We start from the raw sequence: 24,554 nt of genomic DNA, 5'->3' as shown, positions 1-24,554 counted from the left end.
GTTGGGTGGTCGGCCCCCTATATCAAAGCGCCTACCGCGACTGGGATTTGCGGCGGCATTCTTGAGGCGGGCGGCGCTAAATGGAGTTACTTCAGCGCGCCTGCCCTCACTTTGGCGAAAAAAGCTTCCAGTTCTCTGCGCTATAGGAAAGTTTCCAGCCGGGTAAGTCGAAACTTTCATTGATCACTTTTCCATCTAACCTGAGGTCGCTATAAATTTCTTCCAGATATCCAGGCGCTGGGAATGTGAAAACTATGTTGGAGCTGCCATATACGGGCCTTTTGAGTTTATTGGCCAACCGCTGAAGATAGCTTGGGTTTCCAATACCCGCTTTGCAACTATAGAGATGCAGGGCGCTGAACTGTCCGTCGATACGGTCTTGGATTTCTTTCACTAAAAAACTGGGGGAGCGAAGTTTTCCTCTTATCCCCACACCTTTGCGATTTCCATGAGCGAGCAGGTGAAGGCCCTGATCGTTTTTCCAAGCAAATGCTTCTTTCCCCAGCCTGGTAATTTTGGTTATAGGCGTTGAAACAAATTTTGCGGTCGACGTGACCGGCGGCCTCGTCTCTGCCGCGCTCGGGCTCGAGTGAGAGATGGAGCGCCACATCCGTCGTGCTATTTTCCAGAAAGAGTAGTCACCGTTCCGATCCAAGCGATTGATCGGATCTGCGAGGCAATATGCGTAAGTGTGACGATCAGGGCTGCGGAACGGGCCGAGGCGATCTGGCATGGCAAAACGCATCAGGCTGCAAAGGTATGCTCTTCGTCCGTTACCCAACATATAAATGCCGTCGGCCCGATGTTCACCCCCAAACGCTGATGCACCTTCATGGCTTAGGGAATGACCGAAAGGCATGTAAGCCATTGACCGGTGCGGTTGCACCTGGCCTATCACCGTTGCATTGCCGTCGGTTTTAAGGAGTGCGTGGTGACTGGCTCCCGGCAAAGCTTGCTTGGGGAGCACCATGTTAAGGCGCTTCATGGGGTACTTCCGAAAATGGAGAGCTACACCGTAAATAGTATGGCGGTCCTTAGCCACCTGTTCACTCTGCTAGGTGACGGAGGTAGGCGATTACCGGCAAAGGCTCAAATGGTTTGGGCGCAACGCTCTCTGCGTGGGCCGAGGAAGCGGGCTGATGCAGGTTATCAACTTACGCTAGGCGCCACTGGGGTACAGTGAGTTCGATACGGGCTTGCCGAAGAAGTTGTGGACGGCCCGCATGGGTTGTTATGCGGCTTGAAGCGCGTGTTGGGGCCGGAATCTTTGCGGCCAGGTTCGCTTTCAGGTGCGGGCACTGGCCCATACAACGTGTTTATTCAATCGAGCATCTTCAAGTCGCTTTTTGAAGGAAGACGGTTCTACTTTAAGCTGTGTAGCGAGATCGGTCAGGTATTTTGCATGTGCGTCAAATAACTGATACTTGCCTAAATTGACGGACTCTTTCAGGTTTTTGTTTACAATTTTTATCTCCTCGTCAAGCGCTATTCTTGCTATTTTTTTGTTTTTTATCAGCAAGACGTTATTAGGGTTTTCAAACTGTCCAATGAATTGCGGGAATTTTGCATCAGGTTTAAATTTTATTTTTGTTTTTATCTTGAATAGGCGCCTGGCGTGTTTAAAAAAGCTAGAGCGACCGTCTATATCCTGCCGGTTCACCGGATCACCTACGCAAAACGCATACGCATTCACTCCACCCTTATCGAAAGGGCTGAGCTGATCGGCCTGCGCAAAACGCATCAATCGGGGCAGGTACAGGCGGTAGCCGTTACCGAGCAAATAACCGTCCAGCGGCTGTTCGTTGTACTGGCCGTGAAAGGCAGTATGTGCCTGGGCCAGGCTGGTATGGGCGCCAAATGGCAGGTAACGGTTGTTGGGTGCTTCTCCCTGGCGGCGGCTAGCAGCCAGCAAAGCGTTGTCGAGAGCGTCTGTAGGGAGGAGCGTCATGGCCGGCTATTCGAGGATAGGAAGCCCAACCGTAAACGGGTCAAGGATTCTCAGCCACCTGTTCATTCTGCTAGGCCAGCCGTACATGCGAGGTGTGGCGGTATAGGCGTAACGCCCTGCAAGCGCTTGGATGGGTCATGCCTGGCCATCTGCGTTTCGAGAACTATTACCTCCTCTGCAACAGTCCTTCTCCCCGCAACCTAGGCCACTTTGTCGCAGCCTCGCTGTCACTTTTGGTATATTTCGAAAACGAACCAGTTGGTTAACAGGATATTTCAAGAGCGAAGGAGCGCTCCTCCATCTCATGCTGGGTTCGTTGTCGTGGAAAAAACCTGAAGGTGAAGGGCAAATGAACAATATAAACCGTGCCTCCGGCACGCAGAGGCTGCTGCTAGGCGGGCTGGGCGCGATTATCGCGTTGCTTGGCGCTGTGCTGGGAGGGGGCGGTGTTTATCTCGTGACCCTCGGAGGCAGCTGGTACTTTCTGTTAATGGGCCTGGCCATGCTAGTGGCGGGTGTGATGATAGCCAAACGCGACCCACGCGGTGCCTGGTTGTACGGCGCGGCCTTCGTGCTGACGGTGATCTGGGCTGTGTGGGATGCCGGCTGGGAATACTGGCCGCTGGTTTCGCGTGTGCTGACCTTCGCGGTCATCGCTTTGGTGGTGGCGCTTGCTTACCCGGTACTCAGGCGCGCTGCCGGCCAGGCGGGCGGTCGCGGTGCCTATGCAGTGGCCGCAGTGCTGGCCGTGGGGGTAATGGCTACCCTGGCGGCAATGTTCTCGCCGAAAAACGTTCTGGTTGCCACCGAAACGGCGCCCGCCGTGCAACCGGTTGCGCCGGGCAGCGAGCAGAAAAACTGGGAGCACTGGGGCAACACGACCCACGGCAACCGTTTCGCTGCCCTGGATCAGGTCACCCGCGATAACGTCAGCCAGTTGCAGGTTGCCTGGACTTTCCACACCGGGGACATCCCGGTGAGCACTGGCGCAGGTGCTGAGGACCAGAACACCCCACTGCAAGTAGGTAGCACCGTGTATGCCTGCACCGCCTACGGCAAAGTGTTCGCGCTGGATGCGGACACCGGCGAGCAGAAGTGGAAGTTCGACCCGCAAGGCAGTGCGCCGAATTGGCAGCGTTGCCGAGGCCTGGGTTACTTCGACGATGCCCAGGCCGCGGCTAACCCGGCGGCCGCTACCCCAGTGCTGGCCGACCCGGTAGGTGATGCCCCGGCTGGCACGCTCGCCGTTGCCGCGTGCAGCAAGCGGCTGTTCCTGCCCACCGGCGATGCCCGCCTGGTGGCGCTGGATGCCGACACGGGCAAGCCCTGCGAAGGCTTCGGCGACCACGGCGCGGTCGACCTCAAGGTCGACATGGGCGAGGTCAAGCCAGGCTTCTACCAGCAAACGTCTACTCCGCTGGTGGCCGGTAACGTGGTGATCGTGGGTGGCCGCGTGGCGGACAACTGGTCCACCGGCGAGCCGCCAGGTGTGGTGCGAGCGTTCGACGTGCACAGCGGCGAGCTGGTGTGGGCATTCGATCCCGGTAACCCAGCCACCACCAAGCGCCCACCGGCTGGCCAGACCTACACCCCAGGCACCCCGAACGTGTGGTCTGCCATGGCCTATGACGCCAAGCTGGGCCTGGTGTACCTGCCAACGGGCAACGCCACGCCAGACTTCTTCGGTGGCCAGCGCACGGCCCAGGACGACAAGTACAACTCGTCGATCGTGGCTGTGGAAGTGGCCACCGGCAAGGTGCGCTGGCACTTCCAGACCACCCACCACGACCTCTGGGATTTCGACCTGCCAGCGCAGCCGCTGCTGTACGACATCCCCAACGGCAATGGCGGCACCGACCCGGCCCTGGTGCAGGTCACCAAGCAAGGCATGATCTTCATGCTCAACCGCGAAACCGGCGTGCCGCTGGCCAAGGTTGAAGAGCGCCCGGTGCCGCAGGGCAAGCTGGAAGGCGAGCGCTATTCGCCGACCCAACCGTTCTCCGTGGAATTGCCCAATATCGGCAACCAGACCCTCACTGAAGCCGATATGTGGGGCGCCACGCCCTTCGACCAGATGCTCTGCCGCATCAGCCTCAAAGGCATGCGCCATGAGGGCGTATATACCCCGCCCGGGCTGGACCCGGCCTTGCAGTTCCCAGGCTCGCTGGGCGGCATGAACTGGGGCAGCGTATCGGTGGACCCGACCACGAACTATATGTTCGTCAACGACATGCGCCTCGGTTTGGCCAACTACATGATCAAGCGTGAAAACATGCCCAAGAGCGCCAATGGCATCGAGATGGGCGTGGTGCCTCAAGAGGGCACGCCATACGGCGCCATGCGCCAGCGCTTCCTTTCGGCGGCGGGCATCCCCTGCCAGAAGCCGCCGTTCGGCACCATGAGCGCAATCGACCTGAAAACCAAGAAGATGGTCTGGCAGGTGCCGGTGGGTACCGTTCAGGACACCGGCCCCTTGGGCATCCGCATGCATATGCAGATCCCGATCGGCATGCCGACCTTGGGTGCATCCCTGGCAACCCAGTCGGGCCTGTTGTTCTTCGCGGGCACCCAGGACTTTTACCTGCGCGCCTATGACTCGCGTACCGGTGACGAAGTGTGGAAAGCCCGCCTGCCGGTGGGCAGCCAATCCGGCCCGATGACGTACGTGTCACCCAGGACCGGCAAGCAATATGTACTGCTGACCGTGGGCGGTGCGCGGCAGTCGCCAGACCGGGGGGATATGGTCATGGCGTATGCCTTGCCAGGGCAGAAGTAGCGAGCGGCAAGCAAGGGCGGCCCATGGGTCGCCCTTTTTGAACCCTTTGCCCTCACCGCGTCCAATGAAGGTCTTTTGCTTTTGGAGCGGTACCCGATGCGTATGTCCCCCAGCCTGCTGGCCTTTTCCTTCACCTTGTTGGCTGCCGGCCAGGCCATGGCGTTCAACCTCAACGACGCGGTAAACGCCGCCTCTACCCTGCAAAATGGCAACCAGAAGGGCGCGCCCGTGGCCGCCGCGCCGCAAGCGGCGGGCTTGCTCAACACCTTGGGTAGCCAGTTGCACATCACGCCTACCCAGGCCATTGGTGGCACTGGCGCCATGCTGGGCCTGGCAAAGAATCAGCTGCCGCAGGCGCAATACAGCGAGCTGAGCAAATCCGTGCCGGGGCTCGATTCGCTCTCGGGCAGCAATGCACTGGGCGGGCTGGTGGGCCTGAGTGGGTTGATGGGCAAGGCGGACAGCAACAAGGCCAGCGCGTTGAACAACGCGCTGACCAATGTGAAAACCACTCAGGACATGAACAGTGCCTTCAGCCAGTTGGGCATGAACAGCGGCATGGTGACCCAGTTCGCGCCTATCATCCTTCAGTATCTGGGCCAGCAGGGGGCCAGTGGCTCGGCGTTGCAGAGCCTGGCGTCTGTGTGGGGAGCGGCAAAGTAGAGGAGCGCCTCAACCGTGGCGCGCGTGCAATGCCTCGATCCGTGCGTCTTTATCGGCCCATAGCTGGTTCACCCAGGCCTGCACCCGCCCACGAAACGCGGGGTCGTTCTCGTAATCGCCCTCGATCAGCGTGGGGTCGATTGGCCGGGCCTGGATGTCCACGATCACCTTCGGCACTCGCCCGCAGAGCAAGTCCCAGAACCCTGGAATACGGCGGCTGGGGTAGACCACTGTCACGTCCAGCAACTGGTTGAGCTGCGCGCCCATGGCCGCCAACACGAAGGCCACGCCGCCCGCCTTGGGCTTGAGCAAGTAGCGGAAGGGTGACGCCTGCTCGTCATGCTTGGCCTGAGTGAAGCGCGTGCCTTCCAGGTAATTGACCACCGTGACCGGTTGGCGCTTGTACAGCTCGCAAGCCTTGCGGGTGATTTCCAAGTCCTTGCCGCGCAGGTGCGGGTACTTGTCCAGGAACGCCTTGCTGTAGCGTTTCATGAAGGGGTAGTCCAGTGCCCACCAGGCCAGGCCCAGCAGCGGTACCCAGATTAGTTCTTTCTTGAGGAAGAACTTGAAGAACGGCGCCCGGCGATTGAAGGCCTGGATCAGCGCGGGAATGTCTACCCAGGACTGATGGTTGCTTACCACCAGATAAGAGGCATCCAGGTGCAAGGCTTCCAATCCGCGGATATCCCAACGGGTTGGGGTGCACAAGGCGAAGATGGCCTTGTCGATTTCCGCCCAGGTTTCGGCGATCCACATCACCCCGCGCGAGGCCCTGTCGCGCAGCCCGATCGGCGCCACCAGCTTGAGCAGCGCCAGGGCAATCAGGGGGCCGATGAGCACGAGGGTATTGAGCAAGAGCAGCAGGGCGGTAAGGCAGCCGTTGAGCAGGCGAAGCATGGAAAAACTCGTATGCACTGGGAGGCCCGCAATGATACGGGCATGCGCGAACCGCGCCAAATTCACCCGACTGAGCGGGACTTCCCGAAAGTTTTAACTTCCACCCCGCGGCTAGCCCTTACCTTAGGCTTTGAAGCGAACTTATACGGGCGTGTGCATCTAAATTTGCGCGCCCCTTAGAAGGAATCAATACGTGAAAGCTGTTCTTGCGCTGCTGTCGCTGCTGTCGCTTCCCGTGATGGCGGCAGATCCCACCCTCTACGGCCGCTACGAATATTTCAAATTGCCGGAAATCGGCCAAACCCTTAAGGCGAAAATGGACACCGGCGCACTGACCGCCTCGCTGTCTGCCCGCAATATCGAAACCTTTAGCCGCGATGGCGAAGACTGGGTGCGCTTTCAATTGGCCACACGCGATGCCGACGGCAAGGTATTCGAGCACAAGATTTCCCGCATGAGCCGGATCAAAAGCCGTGCGGATGAGAATGACGGCGAAGAAGAAAGCGTTGAGGTCGCACACCGCCCAGTGATCGACCTGGAGCTGTGCCTGGGTGAAGTGAAGCGCACCATCGAGGTGAACCTCACCGACCGCAGCAGCTTCAACTACCCCCTGTTGATTGGCGCCAAAGGCTTGCGGGAGTTCGGCGCGGCGGTCAACCCGGCGCGGCGTTACGTGGCCGGCCAACCGGAGTGCTGAGGGCGCCCGCTGGCGCAGCCATGTATCGGGTTTTTCAATTTTTGCCTATCACGCCCTGACGCCGCAGCCCCCTGGCTGGGGGCAGCCAGGGTTTAACGTATCTCTTGTGAAATATCGGTTTTTTCCGTTGGCAACCATGCCCCTATGCTGCACCTTATGCAGCCGAACGCCCGGCCGAGAGCCTTCCGCCTTGGCTGCGGCGCGTATGTTTGCATGTGACGGATGGCGAGCTCCATGGTTGACCCGGATATCCTCAGCAATGAGGAACGCGAAGCCCTTAACGAACTGCTGCAGGTGCCCAAGCTGGCACCCTTGCGGGCGTTGGTAGTGGATGACGATGCCGACTCACGTGAGCTGCTGGCTGAGATCCTCTTACTGCAGGGTATCGACACGTGCACGGCCAGCAACGCCCGAGCAGCTTTCGACCTGTTGATGAGCGACCGTAGTCTCGGGTTGTTGATTACCGACCTGCGCATGGCGCCTGCATCTGGCCTGGACCTCATCCGCCAGGTGCGAGACTCGGAACGTGCAGCCCTGCCGATCATCATTATGTCCGGCGACGCGGGAGTGAAGGATGCGATCGAAGCCATGCACCTGAGCGTGGTGGACTTCTTGCTCAAGCCTATCGACCCGTCCCGGTTATTGCAGTTAGCCAGCCGTGAGTTAGGAATCGGGCGCTAGGCGAAGCAGAAACTGTGAATAAGGCGAAACTTTTAAATACTTTTTGGCTATAAGCTTGTACTGGGCGCACCGCTGGTGACTAAGTATGATTCATAGCTGACTAACTAAAAAATGCCTTTTGTTTCAAAGGCTTGAGTTCTCGGTCTCGGCGTAAGATGGCCTTGTTGAGACCGTTGCCGAGACGAAAAGTTGCCTATCGGCAGTGCAACCGTTGTTGCGCGAGCTGCAACAGACCGTTGCAAGCTCGCAGCCCTACTGATATGTATGCTCCCGCAAAAATTAGAAACACAATGGGGAGCACACCAAATGACCGTTACCACCAAGGCCAAGCTGAGCACGCTGGCAGTGATCGGCGCTGGCCTTTGCCTGCCGACACTGGCCCATGCCGATTTCATCAAAGACAGCAAGGCCACTCTGGCCATGCGCAACTTCTATTTCAATAACGATTATCGCGACCAAACCCCGAGTAACGGGAGCAAGCTGGCCGAATGGGGTCAGGGGTTCGTTCTGGATTACAAGTCGGGCTATACCGACGGAACCGTTGGCTTCGGCCTCGATGCCCAGGCCTTGCTCGGCTTGACGCTGGACAGTGGCGCCGGTCGCCATCAAGGCAGCAGCATGATCCCGTCCGAAACGAACGGTGATGCCGATGACTCTTGGACCCGCGCAGGCGTAACCGCCAAAGCGCGCTTCTCCAAGACCGAGTTGCGCGTTGGCAACCTGCAGCCGAAGCTGCCGATCCTGGTGTCGAACGACGGTCGCCTGCTGCCGCAGACCTTCGATGGCGCGATGGTCAACTTCAACGAGATCGACAAGCTGAAGCTGGTCGCCGGCCGCTTGTACCAGGCCGTTGGCCGGGCCTCGACCAACCGCACTGGCCTGGCAGTGGCCGGTGGCGCTCAGGAAAGCAACGAGTTCTGGTTCGGCGGCGGTGATTACCTGGTCAACGACCAGCTGACTCTGCAGTACTACTACGCCAACCTCGAAGACTATTACAAACAGCACTTCGCAGGCCTGGTGCACGTTTATCCCATCAGCAAGGACCAGTCCTTCAAGACTGACCTGCGCTATTTCAAAACCGACGCCGACGGCGCGAACGATTCGGTATCTGGTCGGGCCTCGGGTTACAGGACCAATGGTTATACCAGCGGTGGCACCGGCAAGATCGACAACGACACTTGGAGCGCGATCTTCACCTATAACCTGGGTGGCCATGCCTTTACTGCCGGTTACCAGAGCGTATCGGACGACAGCAACTTCGTTCAGCTGAACCAGGGCAACCTGACCCCGGCCGAGGGCGCTAATGGTGCAAGCGTTTACCTGTTCACCGACCGTTTGATCAACAACTTCACCCGCGCCGGTGAGAAGACCCGCTTTGGCCAATACGCCTATAACTTCAGCGCCATTGGCGTGCCGGGTTTGACGGCTTCGGTCACCTACCTCAAAGGTAGCGGCTACGAACTCGCCAGCAGCGGTAGCCACACCGAGTGGGAACGCGACTTCGCGCTGGATTACGTAGTTCAGGGCGGCACCTTCAAGGGCCTGGGCCTGGGCTGGCGTAACGGCACCTTGCGCACCAACGCAAGCGGCGACTACGACCAGGACCAAAACCGCCTGATCGTGAGCTACACCCTGCCGCTGCTGTAAGGGTTACAGGTACAAAGATGGGGCCGAAAGGCCCCATTTTTTTAACTGACAGCCCGTTTCCGTAGGCGCCTACCCCATAAGAGCAGGCGGCAGCCTGCGAACCTCAGGCATCGCAGGTTCGCGGGCTTTGCACGTTACTACCGTTTTGCCCCCCCATTCGCGGCCTTGAACTCCCGGCGCCGACGATGCAACACCGGCTCGGTGTAGCCGTTGGGCTGCTTGGCGCCTTCAAGCACCAGTTCCAAGGCAGCCTGGAAGGCAATGTTGCTATCGAAGCCCGGTGCCATCGGCCGATAGGCCGGGTCGTTGGCGTTCTGCCTATCCACCACCGGCGCCATGCGCTTGAGGCTTTCGACAATCTGCGGTTCGCTGACCACGCCATGCCGCAGCCAGTTCGCCAGCAGCTGGCTGGAAATGCGCAAGGTGGCGCGGTCTTCCATCAGGCCAACATCGTTGATGTCCGGCACCTTCGAGCAACCCACGCCCTGGTCGATCCAGCGCACCACGTAGCCAAGAATGCCCTGGGCGTTGTTGTCCAGCTCGTTGCGGATATCGTCGTCGGACCAATCCGTATTGGGCGCCAGCGGAATGCTCAGGATATCGTCCAGCGACGCGCGCTCGCGCTTGGCCAGCTCGGCCTGGCGAGCGAATACGTCCACCTGATGGTAGTGCAGTGCATGCAGGGTGGCGGCCGTAGGCGAGGGTACCCAGGCGGTGTTGGCGCCGGCCTTGGGGTGGGCGATTTTCTGTTCCAGCATGGCCGCCATCAGGTCCGGCATGGCCCACATGCCCTTGCCGATCTGCGCGCGCCCTTGCAGGCCGCAGGCCAGGCCGATGTCCACGTTCCAGTTCTCATACGCGGCGATCCAGCGCTGCGCTTTCATCTCGGCCTTGCGCACCATGGCGCCGGCTTCCATCGAGGTGTGGATTTCATCGCCGGTGCGGTCCAGGAAGCCCGTATTGATAAACACCACGCGCTCACGGGCCGCTTGGATACACGCCTTGAGGTTGACGGTAGTGCGCCGCTCTTCGTCCATGATGCCCATTTTCAGGGTATTGGCCGGCAAGCCCAGCACTTGTTCGACCTGGCCGAACAGCTCGTTGGCGAAGGCGACCTCGTCCGGGCCGTGCATCTTGGGCTTGACGATATACACCGAGCCGGTGCGGCTGTTGCGACGGGCGCTGTTGCCCTTGAGGTCGTGCAGCGCCGCCAGGCTGGTGAACAGTGCGTCGAGAATGCCTTCCGGCACCTCGTTGCCGTGTTGATCCAGCACCGCGTCGATGGTCATCAGGTGGCCCACGTTGCGCACGAACAGCAGCGAGCGGCCGTGCAGGCTCAGCTCACCGCCTTGCGCTGCGGTATACACGCGATCCGCGTTCATGGTGCGGGTGAACACCTTGCCCTGCTTGCTCACCTGTTCAGCCAGGTCGCCCTTCATCAGGCCGAGCCAATTGCGGTACACCACCACCTTGTCGTCAGCGTCCACGGCGGCGACCGAGTCTTCGCAGTCCATGATGGTGGTCAAGGCAGATTCGACCAGCACGTCTTTGACACCTGCGGCGTCGGTCTGGCCGATGGCACTGTGCGCGTCGATCTGGATTTCAAAGTGCAGGTGGTTGTGCTTGAGCAGGATCCCCGTCGGCGCCTGGGCTTCGCCTTGGAAACCCGCGAATTGACCAGGCGTTGCCAGAGCTACCTGCTCACCGCTTGCAAGCGTCACGGCCAGGGCGCCGTCCTTGATCGCATAAGCGCTGGCGTCAGCGTGGGAGCCCGCCGCCAAGGGGGCTGCCTGGTCCAAGAAGGCCTTGGCGAAAGCGATCACCTTGGCGCCGCGTGCCGGGTTGTAGCCGCTGCCTTTTTCGGCACCCTGGGCCTCGCTGATCGCGTCTGTGCCGTAGAGAGCATCGTATAGCGAGCCCCAGCGGGCGTTGGAGGCGTTCAGCGCGAAGCGGGCATTCATCACCGGCACTACCAACTGCGGGCCGGCCAGGCGCGCGATTTCTTCGTCTACGTTGGCAGTGGTCGCATGGAAGTCCGCTGGCTCGTCGAGCAGGTAACCGATCTGCTTGAGGAAGGCTTTGTAGGCGGCCGGATCGTGGGGCTGGCCCTGACGTTCACGGTGCCATCCATCGAGGGTGGCCTGGAGCTCATCGCGGCGAGCCAGCAAGGCCCGGTTTTTCCCCGCCAGCGCGTGAATCAGCCGATCGGCCCCGGCCCAGAACGCCTCGGCGGTGATGCCGCTACCTGGGATGGCTTCATCGTTGACGAAGTCTCGCAGTACCTTGGCAACCTGCAGGTCACCTACCTTGACGTAATCGGTCATTGCTTGCCTCACTCTGCGCGTTGCGTGGCGTTGTTGGGACGAGGTTCGTGGTATGTAGTGCTCGTCGCGGAATACTACATGAGCCGTTCCCATAGGGAAAATGAGACTGAACGGTCACGGCCCAGGCTCTGGCAGGGGCATCCCCGTACCGGCCACGCAGCATAACCCGCGCGGGCGTATCGGCTGAAGGTTGTTGTCCGAACGGTCAGCATACGCCCGGCTACCGATGCACCGTTGCCTGCCTATACTACGGGTTCATCGATTGGGGAGAAGCACCGTGGAACAACTGGTTTTGACGGTATTGGCCCATGACAAGGCCGGCCAGGTGGAACGCATCGCCAACTGCGTGGCCGAGCACCATGGCAATTGGCTCGAGAGCCGGATGGCGCGAATGGCCGGGCAGTTCGCTGGCATTTTGCGCGTGGAGGTGCCGGCGGCACACCGGCCTGCCCTGGTTCGCGCGCTGGAACGGCTGGGCGAGCAGGGCATTCGCGTGCTGGTCGAGCAAAGCACCGTGCCTCAAGGGGAAGCCTGGAAGCTGGTCACCCTTACGCTTACCGCGAACGACCGCCCGGGCATCGTGCGTGATCTGTCCCGCCTTTTGGCTGGAAAGGGCGTGAACGTCGAGCGGTTATCCACAGATGTATCGCCAGCGCCAATGTTCAGCGAGCTGCTGTTCCGTGCCGAAGCGCAGCTGGCTGTCCCCGAAGCGCTATCGCTCGAGGCCCTGCAAGAGACGCTTGAGTCCATGGCGGATGAGCTGATGGTAGACCTGGAGCTACGTCCCGAACCTTGACCCAGGTTATTCATGGAAAACTTGCACGGGCCTGTGGATAAGCTGGGGGGTTAGTGCTACAGGCCAATAGCGGTGTGGCCTTCAGCATGTTGCTTAAAAAATGAACAAATTCAGCAGCTTGTGCACACCCACCGTGGACCAGCTTGTGGATAACCTTGGGAGACATGCCTGTAAACCACGGGGCACGTGGCTTACAGGCTTGTGGTCAATAAATGATCAGCGACTGCGACGCAGTACCTGCCATACATCCAGGCTATAAACCGCCAAGGCGAGCCAGATAAACCCGAAAGCCGTGAGGTTGGCGGCGCTCAGTTGTTCATCGTAAAAGGTGACGGCCAGGATCAGCACCAGCGTAGGCGCCACGTACTGCAAGAAGCCCAGGGTGGCATAAGGTAGATTGCGCGCGGCGGCCGTGAAGCACAGCAGGGGCACCAGGGTAACCGGCCCGGCGGCCACCAGCAGCAGCCCTACCGGCGTTGCCCAGAATGCAGGCTGCGCGGTGGCGGCATCGCCGTGGAACAGCAGCCAACCAAGCGCCAAGGGTAAAAGCAGCCAGGTTTCCACCAGTAGGCCAGGCAATGCTGGAACAGGCGCCTGTTTGCGGATCAGCCCATAGAAGGCAAAGCTCAACGCCAGTGCCAGGGAAACCCAGGGCAAGCTGCCCACTAGCCACAGCTGCTGCATCACCCCGATGGCTGCGAGGGCGACCGCTAGCCATTGCAGGCGCCGCAACCGTTCGCCAAGCAGCAACATCCCCAGCAACACGTTCACCAGGGGGTTGATGTAATAGCCCAGGCTGGCTTCGAGCATGCGCCCGTTGTTCACCGCCCACACGTAGACCAGCCAGTTACCCGCGATCAGCGCGCCGCTGCACATGAGGATCAGGAACCGCTTGGGGTTATCCACAAGGTCGCGCCACCACCCCGGGTGTTTCCAGAGCATAATGGTGATGGCCGCGAACACCGCTGACCACACCACGCGCTGGACGATGATCTCCATGGCCGGCACGCTGTGCAGCATTTTGAAGTAGATCGGGAACAGGCCCCAGATAACGTAGGCGGTCAAGCCCAGTACATACCCGCGCCGCGGGTTAGCGGTTTGCATGCGATGTCCTTGCAAAGGGTTGGTGCAAAAGGTGCGTGCGGTCAATACAGCCGCAGCGGCTCTTCATTCAGAGCCGCCAGTTGTTCGCGCAGGGCCAGTACTTGGTCGCCCCAATAGCGTTCGTTACCGAACCAGGGGAAGCTGCGAGGGAAAGCCGGATCATCCCAGCGGCGTGCCAGCCAGGCGCTGTAGTGCAACAGGCGGAGCGCTCGCAGGGGTTCGATCAGGCTCAGTTCGCGGGGGTTGAATTCGTGGAACTCGTTGTAGCCATCCATCAGCTCGGCCAACTGCGCGAGCTTCTCCTGGCGATCGCCCGCCAGCATCATCCACAGGTCCTGCACGGCGGGGCCGCTGCGGCAGTCATCGAGGTCCACCAGGTGGAAGACCTCGTCTCGGCACATCATGTTGCCGGGGTGGCAGTCGCCGTGCAGGCGGATGGCGTTGAAGCGGGTATTGGCGAACGCGGCCTCGACTTTTTCCAGCAGGTGGCGGGCGACTGACGAATACGCTGGCAGCAGGCTGCCGGGAATGAAGCCGCCATCGAGCAGAGTCGCCAGGGAAGCGCTGCCGAAGTTATCCACCGTCAGCGCCTCGCGGGCATGGAAGGGCCGGCTGGCACCGACCGCATGCAGGCGGCCGAGCAATTGCCCGAGCCGGTACAGCTGGTCGAGGTTGCCTGGCTCCGGCGCGCGGCCTCCGCGGCGGGGGAACAAGGCGAAGCGGAAACCCTGGTGCTCGAACAGGCTCACGCCATCGCGCACCAACGGGGCTACCACCGGCACCTCGCATTCGGCCAGCTCGGCGGTAAAGGCGTGTTCTTCAAGGATCGCGGCATCGCTCCAGCGGCCCGGGCGATAGAACTTGGCGATCAGCGGCTCGGCGTCTTCGATGCCCACCTGGTACACCCGGTTTTCGTAGCTGTTGAGGGCCAGCACGCGGGCGTCGCTGAGGTACCCGATGCTTTCGATGGCATCGAGTACCCGATCTGGGGTGAGTGTATCGAACGGGTGGGACATGCAAGCTCCTGGGTGCGCCTGGCTTCACATGGTAGCGCAGACGCGCCGGCTCAGGCGCCTATCAATCCGCCGTCCTCGCGGGTGATGGCCATCACCGACGAGCGTGGCTTGCCGCCCGGCAAGTGCTCGGGGAAGGTCGAGCCACCGGTTTCGCCCGGGTGCTGGATGCCCACGAAGAGCGTGCAGTAGTCCGGCGCGAAGGCGATACCGGTTACTTCACAGCCCACCGGGCCGACCATGAACCGGCGGATCTCGCCGGTGGCTGGGTTGGCCGCCAGCATCTGGTTGTTGCCCATGCCGGCGAAGTCGCCGGCGTTGCTCATGTCGCCATCGGTCAGTATCCACAGCCGGCCGGCAGCGTCGAAGCCGAGCCCGTCGGGGCTGTTGAACATGTTCTGCGCGGTGATGTTGGGCGACCCGCGCTTGGCGCCTTCAGGGTGGCTGGCGGGGTTGCCGGCGATCAGGAACAGGTCCCATTCGAACGCCATGGCGCCATGGTCGTCGGCGTGTTCGTTCCAGCGCAGCACCTGGCCATAAACGTTCTTTTCCCGGGGGTTCGGCCCGCCCACCGGCTGGCCGTCGTCACCGCGCTTGCTGTTATTAGTGAGGGTGCAATACACCCGGCCGTCCAGCGGGCTAACCACTATCCATTCGGGCCGGTCCATACGCGTGGCCTTGAGTGCAGTCGCGGCCAGGCGCGCGTGCACTAGCACCTCGGCCTGGCTGGCGAAACCATCAGCGGTAGTCAATCCCGGTTCGCCGTGGGCCAGCGCTACCCACTCGCCGGTGCCCCTGGGGTGGTCGGGGTTGCCGTCGCCTGCGTCGAAGCGAGCCACATACAGGGTGCCGTGGTCGAGCAAGTCACGGTTGGCCTTGGGGTTGGCCGGGTCGATCCGGTCACGGCTGATGAATTTGTAAATGAACTCACCGCGTTCGTCGTCGCCCATGTAGACCACCGCACGGCCGTCCCGGGTTTGGCTGACCGCAGCGTTCTCATGCTTGAAGCGGCCCAACGCCGTGCGCTTGACCGGCACCGACTGTGGGTCGAACGGGTCGATTTCGACCACCCAGCCATGGCGGTTCAGCTCGTTGGGGTTACGGGTCACGTCGAAGCGTTCGTCATGAGGGTGCCAGCCAATGTCTTTGCTGGCCGGGGTCAGGCCGTAGCGCTTTTGCGCGGCGTCGAGCGGCTGCTCCTGGGCACTGCAACCGAAGCAGTCGGTGAAGTTTTCTTCGCAGGTAAGGTAGGTGCCCCACGGCGTCTTGCCGTTGGCGCAGTTCTGGAACGTGCCCAGCACGTGCAGCCCACTGGGGTCGGCTGCAGTTTTGAGCAGGGCGTTCCCGGCTGCCGGGCCGCTGAAGCGCAGCGGGCTGTTGCCGTGGATGCGGCGGTTGTAGGAGGACCCTTGAACGAACCGCCACTGGCCGTCTTGGCGGCGCACCTCAATCACCGATACGCCTTCGTTAGCCAGCGCCTTGTGCACTTCGGCCTGGGAGACGGGCATGCCGCCGTGTTCGAACAGGTACCGGTAATTGGTGTATTCGTTGTTGATCGCCATCAGGGCCCGGTCCGGGTTGCCCGGGAAGGGGAAGAAGCTCATGCCGTCGTTGTTGTCGCCGAACTGGCGTTGGTGTGTGTCGGCATCGGCCTGCCCGCTAGGGTCGAATGCAGGGCTATCGGCATGCAGCGGCTGGCCCCAGCTGATCAGCACTTGGGCCTTATAACCTGGCGGCAGTGTGACGGTGTCGGTGGTGGCGGCTGGGATCGAATCGAAGCCCAACAGCCCGGTACTGGTGGCTTGCACGGCTTGGGCAAGGGCGCTGCGGGTAAGCATGCCGCCGCCGAGGAACATGGCGGCGCCACACAGGGCACCAGCGGCGATAAAGCGGCGCCGGCTAAGGCCGGCATAGCGTTCGAGGTCAGTAGGCTGATCGTGGTTTTGGTCGTTTTCCATGGTCTGGGCTCCCTGCGGTTCAGCCAGCCACGTTAAAGAGCCTCCATGAAGTTTTTGTTACCTTTGAACGCGCTGGAACGCTCTCGCGTTGTTACAGGGGCCGACCTAGCAACACCGAGCCTGGATCGAAGCACACGATCGCGGCCTGCCCTGGCTGTAGGGCAAGCGTTGCCAGGCGTGAGTTATCCACAAGTGCGCAAAGCCTTTGCCCGTTCCGCAGGCTCAGGCGTACTTCGCTAGGCCCCGGGGTTGCCATGTCTACGGCTTCCACCTGCGCGGGCAAGGCATTGGCCGGCTCGGCCACCGGGCTGCCTTCAGGGTCAACGCTCAGCCAGCCGGCTTTCATCAGCGCCACCACGGTCGCCCCGGGCGCCAATAACAGGCGCCGGGTGCTCTCAGGAGTGATAGCAGCGCACAGCGCCAGGCCGCTGCCTAGGTCCAGATAGATGTGGTCATGGGTGCCCTGGCGTTCGATCCGGGCCACCGTGCCCGCCAGTTGATTGCGCGCGCTGGTATGCAGCATCAAGCGGCCGAGCAGGTCCAGGTCGGCGCTGTCTTCGGCGGCTTCGAGCACCTGTGTATGCAGCGCTTGCAGCCGCTGGTAAAGGCGCAGCACTCGCTCGCCTTCGGCGCTGAGCCGCGCGCCGCCGCCACCACGGCCACCTACGCTGCGCTCCACCAGCGGTCGCGCGGTGAGGTTGTTCAGCTCGTCGATGGCATCCCAGGCGCCCTTGTAGCTCAACCCCGCGGCCTTGGCCGCGCGGGTGATCGAACCCTGCTCGGCAATATGCTGGAGCAGGGCAATGCGCTGCGGGCGATGAGTTAGGTAGTGGGAGAGGGTGGCAGGTAGCGGCATGAGCGGCGGTACGTGGGCAAAGCCATGACCTTGCGCCGCTGCTGGCGACCCGTCAAGGCCGCGGCGGGCCCGGTGTGCGCGCCAGGCAATATACATCGACCCGGCGGGCGCCCGCCTGGCGCAACAGTGTGGCAATGGCGTGCGCCGTCGCGCCTGTGGTCATCACGTCATCCACCAGCGCCAGGTGTAGGCCCCGCACGCTCGCGTTGGGTGCCAGGCCAAAGGCGCCGCGCAGGTTCCGTTGGCGCGCGGGCAAGTCCAGATGCTGCTGCGAAGGGGTATCGCGGATGCGCACAACGGCATGGTCAGCGACGGTGATACCGAAGCTTTTGGATAACCGCTCGGCCAGCAGCTGCGATTGGTTGAAGCCACGTACCCGCAGCCGTTGTGCCGCCAATGGAACCGGCAGCATACGCTGCGGGCGGGGCAGGCCCTCGTTGAAGCGGTGGAGGAGCCAGGCGCCCAACCGGTCCCCCAGCAACCGCCCCATGGGCCTGTCGCCACGGTGTTTGAAGCGCTTGATCGCTGCGTCCAGCGGGAAGTCATACGCCCAGGGCGCCTCTGTCTGCTCGAAGGGCGGCGGCGAGTTTTGGCAGCCCGAGCATAACGGGCCGTCGAAGGCCAACGGCAGGGCGCACCGTGTACAGGTTGTGGTGGCCCAGGGCAGGTCCGCCTCACAGCCGCTGCACAAAGGGTAGGGGTTATCGCCGAGGCCGGCGCAAAAATAGCAGCGTTGGTTAAATTTTGAGCATATGTCGACCACGAGGTCGCGTAATGGTTGACAGCGCATAGGCCTTCCTTGACCATTTGTTTCATACCGTGAATTGCCGGGGCGTTCGCCCTGGCTGCCTCAGCATAGAACAAGGAACCCCCGATGAGCGCCAGCCTACAGAGCCCGCTGCGTCATGACTGGACCCTGGCCGAAGTCAAGGCCCTGTTCACCCAGCCCTTCAACGACCTCTTGTTCCAGGCCATGAGCGTCCACCGTGCGCACTTCGACCCTAACCAGGTGCAGGTGTCCACGCTGCTCTCGATCAAAACCGGTGCCTGCCCCGAGGACTGCAAGTACTGCCCGCAGTCGGGCCACTACAACACGGGGCTTGAGAAAGAAAAGCTGCTTGAAGTGCAAAAGGTGATCGAAGAGGCCGCCCGTGCCAAAGCCATTGGCTCCACCCGCTTCTGCATGGGCGCGGCCTGGAAACATCCGTCCGCCAAAGACATGCCCTATGTGCTGGAAATGGTCCGGGGCGTGAAAGCCCTGGGGTTGGAAACCTGCATGACCTTGGGCAAGCTCGACCGCGACCAAACCGTGGCGCTGGCCGAGGCCGGGCTGGATTACTACAACCACAACCTGGACACCTCGCCGGAGTTCTACGGCAGCATCATCACTACCCGTACCTACGGCGAGCGCCTGCAAACCCTCGCCTACGTGCGCGACGCCGGTATGAAGATCTGCTCCGGCGGCATCCTGGGCATGGGCGAGTCGCTGGACGACCGCGCCGGGTTGTTGATCCAGCTGGCCAACCTCCCAGAGCACCCCGAGTCGGTGCCGATCAACATGTTGGTGAAGGTGGCGGGCACGCCGCTGGCCAACGCCGAAGACATCGACCCCTTCGACTTCATCCGCATGCTCGCCGTAGCGCGCATCCTGATGCCGCAATCGCACGTGCGGTTGTCTGCCGGGCGCGAGCAGATGAACGAGCAGATGCAGGCGCTGGCGTTCATGGCCGGGGCGAACTCGATTTTCTATGGCGAAAAACTGCTGACCACTGGCAACCCGCAGGCCGACAAGGACATGCAACTGTTCGCCCGCTTGGGCATCCGCCCGGAAGCGCGCGAAGAACACGACGACGAGGTGCACCAGGCGGCCATCGAGCAGGCGCTGGTAGAGCAGCGCAGCGGCGAACTGTTCTACGACGCCGCGTCCGTCTGAACCCGTGGCGTTCAATCTTGAGGCGCGCCTGGCTGAGCGGCGCGCTGCCAGCCTGTATCGCCAGCGCCCGTTGCTGAGCACCCCGCAAGGCCCCGAGGTCGTTGTAGACGGAAAACCACTGCTGGCGTTCTGTAACAACGACTACCTTGGCCTTGCCAACCATCCCGAGGTGATCGCTGCCTGGCGCGCCGGCGCCGAGCGTTGGGGCGTAGGCGGTGGCGCCTCGCACTTGGTGATTGGCCACAGTACCCCGCATCACGCGCTGGAAGAGGCGCTGGCTGACCTCACCGGGCGGCCGCGGGCCTTGCTGTTTTCCACCGGCTACATGGCCAACCTCGGTGCTATCACCGCGCTTGTCGGCCAGGGCGACAGCGTGCTGGAGGATCGTCTCAACCATGCGTCGCTGCTGGATGCGGGCTTGCTCAGCGGCGCGCGCTTCTCTCGATATTTGCACAACGATCCGGCCAGCCTGCGCGCGCGCCTGGCGAAAGCCAGCGGCGACACCTTGGTGGTGACCGATGGCGTTTTCAGCATGGACGGCGACCTGGCCAACCTGCCGGCGCTGGCAGGCGAAGCCAAGGCCCATGGCGCCTGGCTGATGGTCGACGACGCCCACGGCTTTGGTGTGCTGGGCGCACAGGGCGGCGGCGCGGCCGAGCACTTTGGCCTGGGCCTGGAAGAGCTGCCGGTGTTGGTCGGCACCCTGGGCAAAGCCTTCGGCACCGCTGGCGCCTTCGTGGCCGGCAGCGAAGCGCTGATCGAATGCCTGGTGCAGTTCGCTCGGCCGTATATCTACACCACCAGCCAGCCACCCGCGCTGGCTTGCGCCACCCTCAAAAGCGTGGAGCTGGCGCGGGCCCAAGGCTGGCGCCGTGAGCACCTCGCTGCGCTGGTGCGGCAGTTCCGCGCTGGCGCCTGCGCGTTAGGGCTGACCCTCATGCCGAGCGAAACACCGATCCAGCCCATTGTGCTGGGCAGCAGCGCACGGGCAATGGCCTGGTCGCAGCAACTGCGTGAGCGCGGCTTGCTGGTGACCGCCATTCGCCCGCCCACCGTGCCGGCCGGCAGCGCCCGGCTGCGGGTGACGCTGTCGGCCGCCCACACCGAGGCGCAAGTGACGCGCCTGCTCGAAGGCTTGGCCGAGTGCCAGGCGCTGGCGGAGCCAGCCGATGCCTGAGACCTTGGTGTTGTTGCCCGGTTGGGGGCTTGGCCCGGCGGCACTCGAACCGCTGGCGCAGGCGCTGCGGCTCAGCCGGCCAGGCGCACAGGTATTGATCGAGCCACTGCCCCTCGGCAGCGACCTCGAGCAGGTGCTCGCCGAGCTGGACCGTGCCGTTGCGCCCGGTGCCTGGCTGCTGGGATGGTCCCTGGGCGGCATGCTCGCGGTAGCCCTGGCCGCGCGCCGAGGCGCCGCTTGCCCTGGGCTGATCAGCATCGCGAGCAATGCTTGCTTCGTTGCCCGGGAAGGCTGGCCGGCGGCCATGGCGGCGGAGACCTTCGATGCGTTCGAAAGGCTTTGCGCAAACGACCCTGCCGCTACGCTCAAGCGCTTTGTCCTGCTGTGCGCCCAAGGCAGCCCGGCTGCACGGGCGCTGGCCAAACAGCTGATGCCCGCGGATGCCCGCCACGCCGACCCTGGCGGGCTGGCGCTGCTTGCCGCGCTGGACAACCGCGCGGCCCTGGCAGCGCTGGCCGTACCGCATTTGCATCTGTTCGCCAGCGCTGACGCGCTGGTTCCGGCTCAGGCCGCGCAGGCCCTTGCCCAGGCGGCGCCGCAGGCACGGGTTGCCCAAGCCCCCGGTAGCCATGCGCTGGTGCTGGAGGCGCCCACGGCGCTGGCCAGTCAGGCGTGGGCCTTTATAGAGGAATTTATCCATGGTTGAGGTCGCGGCAGTGTTGCCCGACAAGCGCCAGGTCGCTGCCTCGTTTTCGCGGGCAGCGGCCACTTACGATAGCGTCGCCGCGCTGCAACGCGACGTCGGTGAGCATCTGCTAGCGCTGCTGGAGCCAGGCTACGAGGCGCCGCGCTGCTGGCTGGACCTGGGCAGCGGCACCGGGCACTTCAGCCGCGAACTGGCGCGCCGTTGGCCGGCGGCCGGAGGGCTGGCCGTGGATATCGCCGAAGGCATGCTCGGCCACGCCCGTGGCCTGGGCGGCGCCACTTGGTACGTGGCTGGTGATGCCGAACAGCTGCCACTGGCTGCAGGCTGCGTAGACCTGCTGTTCAGCAGCTTGGCTGTGCAGTGGTGCGAAAACTTCTCCCGAGTGCTGGCCGAAGCGAGGCGGGTACTGCGAGTGGGCGGGCGTTTCGCCTTCGCCAGCCTTTGCACCGGCACGCTAGGGGAGTTGCGCAGCAGCTGGGAAGCCGCCGATGGCCAGGTGCACGTCAACCGTTTCCGCCGCTTCGAAGATTACCAGCACCTGTGCGCGGCCAGTGACCTGCGCCTGAACACGCTCGTTTGCCATCCGCATGTGCTGCATTACCCGGACGTTCGTGGCCTGACCCACGAGCTCAAGGCACTGGGCGCGCACAACCTGAACCCCGGCCGCCCCGGCGGCCTTACCGGGCGGGCGCGGATTGCGGCGATGGTTGCCGCCTATGAAGGGTATCGCCAGCCTGCTGGGCTGCCAGCTACCTACCAAGTGGTGTACGGGCTGTTGTCCAAGCATTAAGGAAGCAAGTATGAACCGCGCTTATTTCGTCACCGGTACCGACACCGAAGTCGGCAAGACCACCGTTTCGGCCGGCCTGTTGCAGGCCGCCCGGCGGGCCGGGCTGAGCACGCTGGGGGCAAAGCCTATTGCCTCCGGCTGCGAGCGCACAGCTCGAGGGCTGCGCAACAGCGACGCCGTGGCGCTGATCGCCGAAAGCACGATCACGCTGCCGTACGAGGCCATCAACCCGCTCGCGTTCGAGCCAGCCATCGCGCCGCATATAGCTGCCCGGGAAGCCGGGGTCACGCTGAGCGTCGATGCGTTGGTGCCGGCGATGCAACACGTGCTCGCCCAACAAGCGGGCTTCACTCTGGTTGAAGGCGCCGGCGGCTGGCGAGTGCCGCTGGCGGGGCAGAGTAACTTTTCCGACCTGGCGATGGCGTTGCGCCTGCCGGTGATTCTGGTAGTGGGGGTGCGGCTTGGCTGCATCAACCACGCCCTGCTGACCGCCGAAGCTATTGCCCGGGACGGTTTGGTCTTGGCGGGCTGGGTGGCGAACATCGTGGACCCCCAAACCTCACGCCTGGAGGAGAACCTGGCGACCCTCAGCGAACGCCTGCCCGCGCCTTGCCTGGGGCGCGTGCCGTATTTGAACGAGGCGAGCGCGGCGGCGGTCGCTGACTACTTGGCGCTTGGCGAACTTGCCTGACAAGCGTCGCTTTACGGCGGCAAGGAAGGGCGTACACTGATGGCCAATAGCCAATAATCAGGACTATGCCATGCAGATCTCGTCCTCCCTGACCACCGGGCTGAGCGCCATCCAGGCAGCCAGCGCCCGGTTCGACAACGCTGCCGCCCAAGTGGCCGGCGTCACCAACGACAGCCCCTCCCTGACTCAGTCCACTGGCTATCAGGCGCAACGCCTGAACGCCGTCGATGCCAGCCAGCAGACTGACCTGGCCGCGCTTACCGTGCAGATGACCCAAGCCGCGCTGCAAGTAGAGGCGGGCGCGAAGGTGGAAAAGGCTTCGGATCGAGCGCTGGGGACGATGATTGATACGTATGCGTAAGGGATGTGGTCGCTGAGCTTATTGGCTGAGCCCATAACTCGGTCTGGTTTAACGGCCGTCTACTTGGATACAGACTTCCTTGTTATCTACCTTTTTGCAGGGCCAGTAATCATTGATGTAATGGTCGGGCTTGAAGCATACGCGCTCGTCGTTCACCCAGAAGACCTTCCGATTCGATGTTATAGATAGGTCGGGGCACAAGGAATAACCCTTTGCAAGCAGCGCAAGCGTCGTGAGGATAATAGCGGTCGGTACAACATATGTGATTATTTTTATCGAAGCTGAAAACATAAAGTTCTGGAACCAAAACAAGCGTGAATCTTTAGGCGGATCAAACTTTCTGCCTGTCCATACAGAAATCGCTGCGGCAATAATCACTATTAAAAAAGCAGGCGGTGCCATCAGTAGCCCGAAGATTGCGTATGGCGTCTCCACGACAGGCGCGTTTCTATAAAGCCTTCCATAGATCGGCAACAGGCCGTTCTGTAGAAAGTGAAAGGTGAGCGCACTCATGAAAATCATGAATGGGATGAAGGCGAGAACAATTACCCTAACCTTTGGCGATAAAGATTCGGGAACCCGGCGGAAGGATTTTGCAGCCATTCGCTTAAAACCTCGGAAACTTCAAGCTGGACGGCGGAAGCGTTCGCGGTGGTGCAGGCCACTTTGGGAAGTGGACCCCATCTGGCTTTATCTTTCGCAAGATCCAGGCTTGAGCTTCTTTGTAAATGTAATCGACAGAATCGGCTGCGATGTTCACGACCGCTCGCTCAGCATAGTTACGTAGATTCACCTCCCTGATCTCAGTGAACTTTTGAGGTAAGTATTGGATGTGGTCTACGGCATAGCGCATGCCGGCCTTTATGGAATTTTTGATTCCATAGTGGTTGTCTATTGCGTTTAGGGTGATACCCATAAGCAAAACTACGATCGCCCCTACCATCACAGGCATTGCTGCAGCCGTTACGAACGAACCAGTGATGAGCGCCGCTGCATACCCAACCGCCGAAGCAATCCCCGCCTTGATCAGCTCCACCCGATACCCGCGAACAAGTCCGTCATCACGGCTTCGTCATTGAAGATCCATTCGAGCACCTCGACGCCGACGGCGACATAGCAGGACAGTTTGAAGCCGGAGATCGAGGTACCGCGTATGCCGTATCTGCCAATGCCCACTTCCACCAGCTGGGGGTTGCGGATGCCGTACCGTGTTCCTCTCAGCACCCTTCGTAGGCCCGGATACCCTGTCAAGATCAGGTATTGCCTGCCGTTGTGGACCGAAATACGTACCTTGGTGCCGAGCCCACCGATATCACGCAGTAGCCTGCCGATGTTGTACACGTCGTAGGCGCCGAGCGCCTCGGAACACCCCAGCTCGTATTGACAAACCGATGAGCCGTGGCGTTGTAGGCAGACTGGGTTGCATCCCAGGCTCGGGAAAGCATGCCCGTTTGTTCTCGGGCGCACTGCTGTGGTGCCTGGGTCGCCGCGTCGTTCCTGTTGTAGTCGGCCGCTTGCGCTAGGTGCCCTTCCAGG

At 61.9% G+C, this 24,554-nt stretch carries 22 protein-coding genes and 1 pseudogene; 12 read left to right on the top strand and 11 right to left on the bottom strand.

The features are described from left to right. Nucleotides 1–106: 106 nt before the first annotated feature. Together OGL93_RS04695 and OGL93_RS04690 are read right to left on the bottom strand one after the other, a co-directional pair. Nucleotides 107–985, bottom strand: coding sequence for an RHS repeat-associated core domain-containing protein (locus OGL93_RS04695; protein WP_263261219.1), 879 nt, complete (start codon nt 983–985; stop codon nt 107–109). 660 nt (nt 986–1,645) lie between these two features. Further along, nucleotides 1,646–1,948 (bottom strand): annotated as a pseudogene (locus OGL93_RS04690) (RHS repeat-associated core domain-containing protein); the annotation flags it as partial. 349 nt (nt 1,949–2,297) lie between these two features. Between OGL93_RS04690 and OGL93_RS04685 the strand changes: the two are divergent. Together OGL93_RS04685 and OGL93_RS04680 are read left to right on the top strand one after the other, a co-directional pair. Next, entirely contained in the window at nt 2,298–4,724 is a 2,427-nt protein-coding gene (locus OGL93_RS04685; RefSeq protein ID WP_263261218.1) for a glucose/quinate/shikimate family membrane-bound PQQ-dependent dehydrogenase, read from the top strand. 102 nt (nt 4,725–4,826) lie between these two features. Beyond that, the gene (locus tag OGL93_RS04680; RefSeq protein WP_263261492.1) at nt 4,827–5,387 is read left to right on the top strand and encodes a DUF2780 domain-containing protein; all 561 of its coding nucleotides are present in this window, start codon (nt 4,827–4,829) and stop codon (nt 5,385–5,387) included. 9 nt (nt 5,388–5,396) lie between these two features. Here the strand turns inward: OGL93_RS04680 and OGL93_RS04675 are convergent, their stop codons facing one another. Continuing rightward, a complete protein-coding gene (locus OGL93_RS04675) occupies nt 5,397–6,284 on the bottom strand; it encodes an acyltransferase (RefSeq protein ID WP_263261217.1) in 888 nt (295 codons plus the stop codon). A gap of 193 nt (nt 6,285–6,477) precedes the next feature. Here OGL93_RS04675 and OGL93_RS04670 point away from each other — a divergent pair, with 193 nt between their 5' ends. The 3 genes from OGL93_RS04670 (at nt 6,478) to OGL93_RS04660 (ending at nt 9,309) form a co-directional block, all read left to right on the top strand. Beyond that, entirely contained in the window at nt 6,478–6,981 is a 504-nt protein-coding gene (locus tag OGL93_RS04670; RefSeq protein WP_263261216.1) for an ATP-dependent zinc protease, read from the top strand. Between the two features lie 234 nt (nt 6,982–7,215). Beyond that, on the top strand, nt 7,216–7,662 hold the full coding sequence (locus tag OGL93_RS04665) for a response regulator (RefSeq protein WP_263261215.1): 447 nt from the start codon (nt 7,216–7,218) through the stop codon (nt 7,660–7,662). A gap of 306 nt (nt 7,663–7,968) precedes the next feature. Further along, a complete protein-coding gene (locus OGL93_RS04660; RefSeq protein ID WP_263261214.1) occupies nt 7,969–9,309 on the top strand; it encodes an OprD family porin in 1,341 nt (446 codons plus the stop codon). A 137-nt stretch (nt 9,310–9,446) separates the two neighbouring features. On the opposite strand, the gene OGL93_RS04655 is transcribed toward OGL93_RS04660, so the two are convergent. Next, complete coding sequence (locus tag OGL93_RS04655; RefSeq protein ID WP_263261213.1) at nt 9,447–11,633, bottom strand: malate synthase G; 2,187 nt, start codon at nt 11,631–11,633, stop codon at nt 9,447–9,449. Nucleotides 11,634–11,910: 277 nt separating this feature from the next. On the opposite strand from OGL93_RS04655, the gene OGL93_RS04650 reads away from it, so the two are divergent. Further along, nucleotides 11,911–12,429 carry an ACT domain-containing protein gene (locus OGL93_RS04650; RefSeq protein ID WP_263261212.1) on the top strand — a complete coding sequence of 173 codons (519 nt, stop codon included), beginning with the start codon at nt 11,911–11,913 and terminating at the stop codon, nt 12,427–12,429. 216 nt (nt 12,430–12,645) lie between these two features. Here OGL93_RS04650 and rarD read toward each other — a convergent pair whose 3' ends face one another. From rarD to OGL93_RS04625, 5 genes are all read right to left on the bottom strand, one after another. Next, nucleotides 12,646–13,533, bottom strand: coding sequence for an EamA family transporter RarD (gene rarD, locus OGL93_RS04645; RefSeq protein WP_263261211.1), 888 nt, complete (start codon nt 13,531–13,533; stop codon nt 12,646–12,648). A gap of 41 nt (nt 13,534–13,574) precedes the next feature. Then, entirely contained in the window at nt 13,575–14,549 is a 975-nt protein-coding gene (locus OGL93_RS04640) for a serine/threonine protein kinase (RefSeq protein WP_263261210.1), read from the bottom strand. A gap of 50 nt (nt 14,550–14,599) precedes the next feature. Then, a complete protein-coding gene (locus OGL93_RS04635) occupies nt 14,600–16,504 on the bottom strand; it encodes a PhoX family phosphatase (protein ID WP_263261209.1) in 1,905 nt (634 codons plus the stop codon). Nucleotides 16,505–16,595: 91 nt separating this feature from the next. Continuing rightward, on the bottom strand, nt 16,596–17,360 hold the full coding sequence (locus OGL93_RS04630) for a TOBE domain-containing protein (RefSeq protein WP_263261208.1): 765 nt from the start codon (nt 17,358–17,360) through the stop codon (nt 16,596–16,598). A gap of 52 nt (nt 17,361–17,412) precedes the next feature. Next, entirely contained in the window at nt 17,413–17,985 is a 573-nt protein-coding gene (locus tag OGL93_RS04625; protein ID WP_263261207.1) for a ComF family protein, read from the bottom strand. Between the two features lie 249 nt (nt 17,986–18,234). Between OGL93_RS04625 and bioB the strand changes: the two genes are divergently transcribed. From bioB to OGL93_RS04595, 6 genes are all read left to right on the top strand, one after another. Continuing rightward, nucleotides 18,235–19,293 (top strand): biotin synthase BioB, encoded by a 1,059-nt coding sequence (gene bioB, locus OGL93_RS04620; protein ID WP_263261206.1) that lies wholly within the window; start codon nt 18,235–18,237, stop codon nt 19,291–19,293. 4 nt (nt 19,294–19,297) lie between these two features. Continuing rightward, a complete protein-coding gene (gene bioF / locus OGL93_RS04615; protein ID WP_263261205.1) occupies nt 19,298–20,470 on the top strand; it encodes an 8-amino-7-oxononanoate synthase in 1,173 nt (390 codons plus the stop codon). Next, on the top strand, nt 20,463–21,176 hold the full coding sequence (locus OGL93_RS04610; protein ID WP_263261204.1) for an alpha/beta fold hydrolase: 714 nt from the start codon (nt 20,463–20,465) through the stop codon (nt 21,174–21,176). The genes bioF and OGL93_RS04610 overlap by 8 nt, the downstream gene beginning before the upstream one ends. Next, nucleotides 21,169–21,966 carry a malonyl-ACP O-methyltransferase BioC gene (bioC, locus tag OGL93_RS04605; RefSeq protein WP_263261203.1) on the top strand — a complete coding sequence of 266 codons (798 nt, stop codon included), beginning with the start codon at nt 21,169–21,171 and terminating at the stop codon, nt 21,964–21,966. The genes OGL93_RS04610 and bioC overlap by 8 nt, the downstream gene beginning before the upstream one ends. 10 nt (nt 21,967–21,976) lie before the next feature. After that, nucleotides 21,977–22,657, top strand: a complete 681-nt coding sequence (gene bioD, locus OGL93_RS04600) for a dethiobiotin synthase (RefSeq protein WP_263261202.1) — start codon at nt 21,977–21,979, stop codon at nt 22,655–22,657. Nucleotides 22,658–22,727: 70 nt separating this feature from the next. Continuing rightward, entirely contained in the window at nt 22,728–23,018 is a 291-nt protein-coding gene (locus OGL93_RS04595) for a pyrroloquinoline quinone biosynthesis protein PqqE (protein ID WP_263261201.1), read from the top strand. Between the two features lie 48 nt (nt 23,019–23,066). On the opposite strand, the gene OGL93_RS04590 is transcribed toward OGL93_RS04595, so the two are convergent. Both OGL93_RS04590 and OGL93_RS04585 read right to left on the bottom strand, forming a co-directional pair. Further along, on the bottom strand, nt 23,067–23,621 hold the full coding sequence (locus OGL93_RS04590; RefSeq protein ID WP_263261200.1) for a hypothetical protein: 555 nt from the start codon (nt 23,619–23,621) through the stop codon (nt 23,067–23,069). Nucleotides 23,622–24,044: 423 nt separating this feature from the next. Continuing rightward, a complete protein-coding gene (locus OGL93_RS04585) occupies nt 24,045–24,359 on the bottom strand; it encodes a hypothetical protein (RefSeq protein WP_263261199.1) in 315 nt (104 codons plus the stop codon). Nucleotides 24,360–24,554 lie beyond the last annotated feature (195 nt).

Source organism: Pseudomonas sp. RIT-PI-S, from assembly GCF_025642975.1.
Classification (GTDB): domain Bacteria; phylum Pseudomonadota; class Gammaproteobacteria; order Pseudomonadales; family Pseudomonadaceae; genus Aquipseudomonas.
This window is presented reverse-complemented; position numbering and strand designations above follow the sequence as displayed.

Coding starts and splice junctions, on each gene's coding strand:
- bioD (WP_263261202.1), top strand. CDS start 21,977: ATGAACCGCGCTTATTTCGTCACCGGTACCGACACCGAAGTCGGCAAG.
- OGL93_RS04675 (WP_263261217.1), bottom strand. CDS start 6,284: ATGCTTCGCCTGCTCAACGGCTGCCTTACCGCCCTGCTGCTCTTGCTC.
- rarD (WP_263261211.1), bottom strand. CDS start 13,533: ATGCAAACCGCTAACCCGCGGCGCGGGTATGTACTGGGCTTGACCGCC.
- OGL93_RS04635 (WP_263261209.1), bottom strand. CDS start 16,504: ATGGAAAACGACCAAAACCACGATCAGCCTACTGACCTCGAACGCTAT.
- OGL93_RS04630 (WP_263261208.1), bottom strand. CDS start 17,360: ATGCCGCTACCTGCCACCCTCTCCCACTACCTAACTCATCGCCCGCAG.
- OGL93_RS04665 (WP_263261215.1), top strand. CDS start 7,216: ATGGTTGACCCGGATATCCTCAGCAATGAGGAACGCGAAGCCCTTAAC.
- OGL93_RS04680 (WP_263261492.1), top strand. CDS start 4,827: ATGTCCCCCAGCCTGCTGGCCTTTTCCTTCACCTTGTTGGCTGCCGGC.
- bioB (WP_263261206.1), top strand. CDS start 18,235: ATGAGCGCCAGCCTACAGAGCCCGCTGCGTCATGACTGGACCCTGGCC.
- OGL93_RS04595 (WP_263261201.1), top strand. CDS start 22,728: ATGCAGATCTCGTCCTCCCTGACCACCGGGCTGAGCGCCATCCAGGCA.
- bioC (WP_263261203.1), top strand. CDS start 21,169: ATGGTTGAGGTCGCGGCAGTGTTGCCCGACAAGCGCCAGGTCGCTGCC.
- OGL93_RS04640 (WP_263261210.1), bottom strand. CDS start 14,549: ATGTCCCACCCGTTCGATACACTCACCCCAGATCGGGTACTCGATGCC.
- OGL93_RS04660 (WP_263261214.1), top strand. CDS start 7,969: ATGACCGTTACCACCAAGGCCAAGCTGAGCACGCTGGCAGTGATCGGC.
- OGL93_RS04655 (WP_263261213.1), bottom strand. CDS start 11,633: ATGACCGATTACGTCAAGGTAGGTGACCTGCAGGTTGCCAAGGTACTG.
- OGL93_RS04610 (WP_263261204.1), top strand. CDS start 20,463: ATGCCTGAGACCTTGGTGTTGTTGCCCGGTTGGGGGCTTGGCCCGGCG.
- OGL93_RS04590 (WP_263261200.1), bottom strand. CDS start 23,621: ATGGCTGCAAAATCCTTCCGCCGGGTTCCCGAATCTTTATCGCCAAAG.
- OGL93_RS04695 (WP_263261219.1), bottom strand. CDS start 985: ATGAAGCGCCTTAACATGGTGCTCCCCAAGCAAGCTTTGCCGGGAGCC.
- OGL93_RS04685 (WP_263261218.1), top strand. CDS start 2,298: ATGAACAATATAAACCGTGCCTCCGGCACGCAGAGGCTGCTGCTAGGC.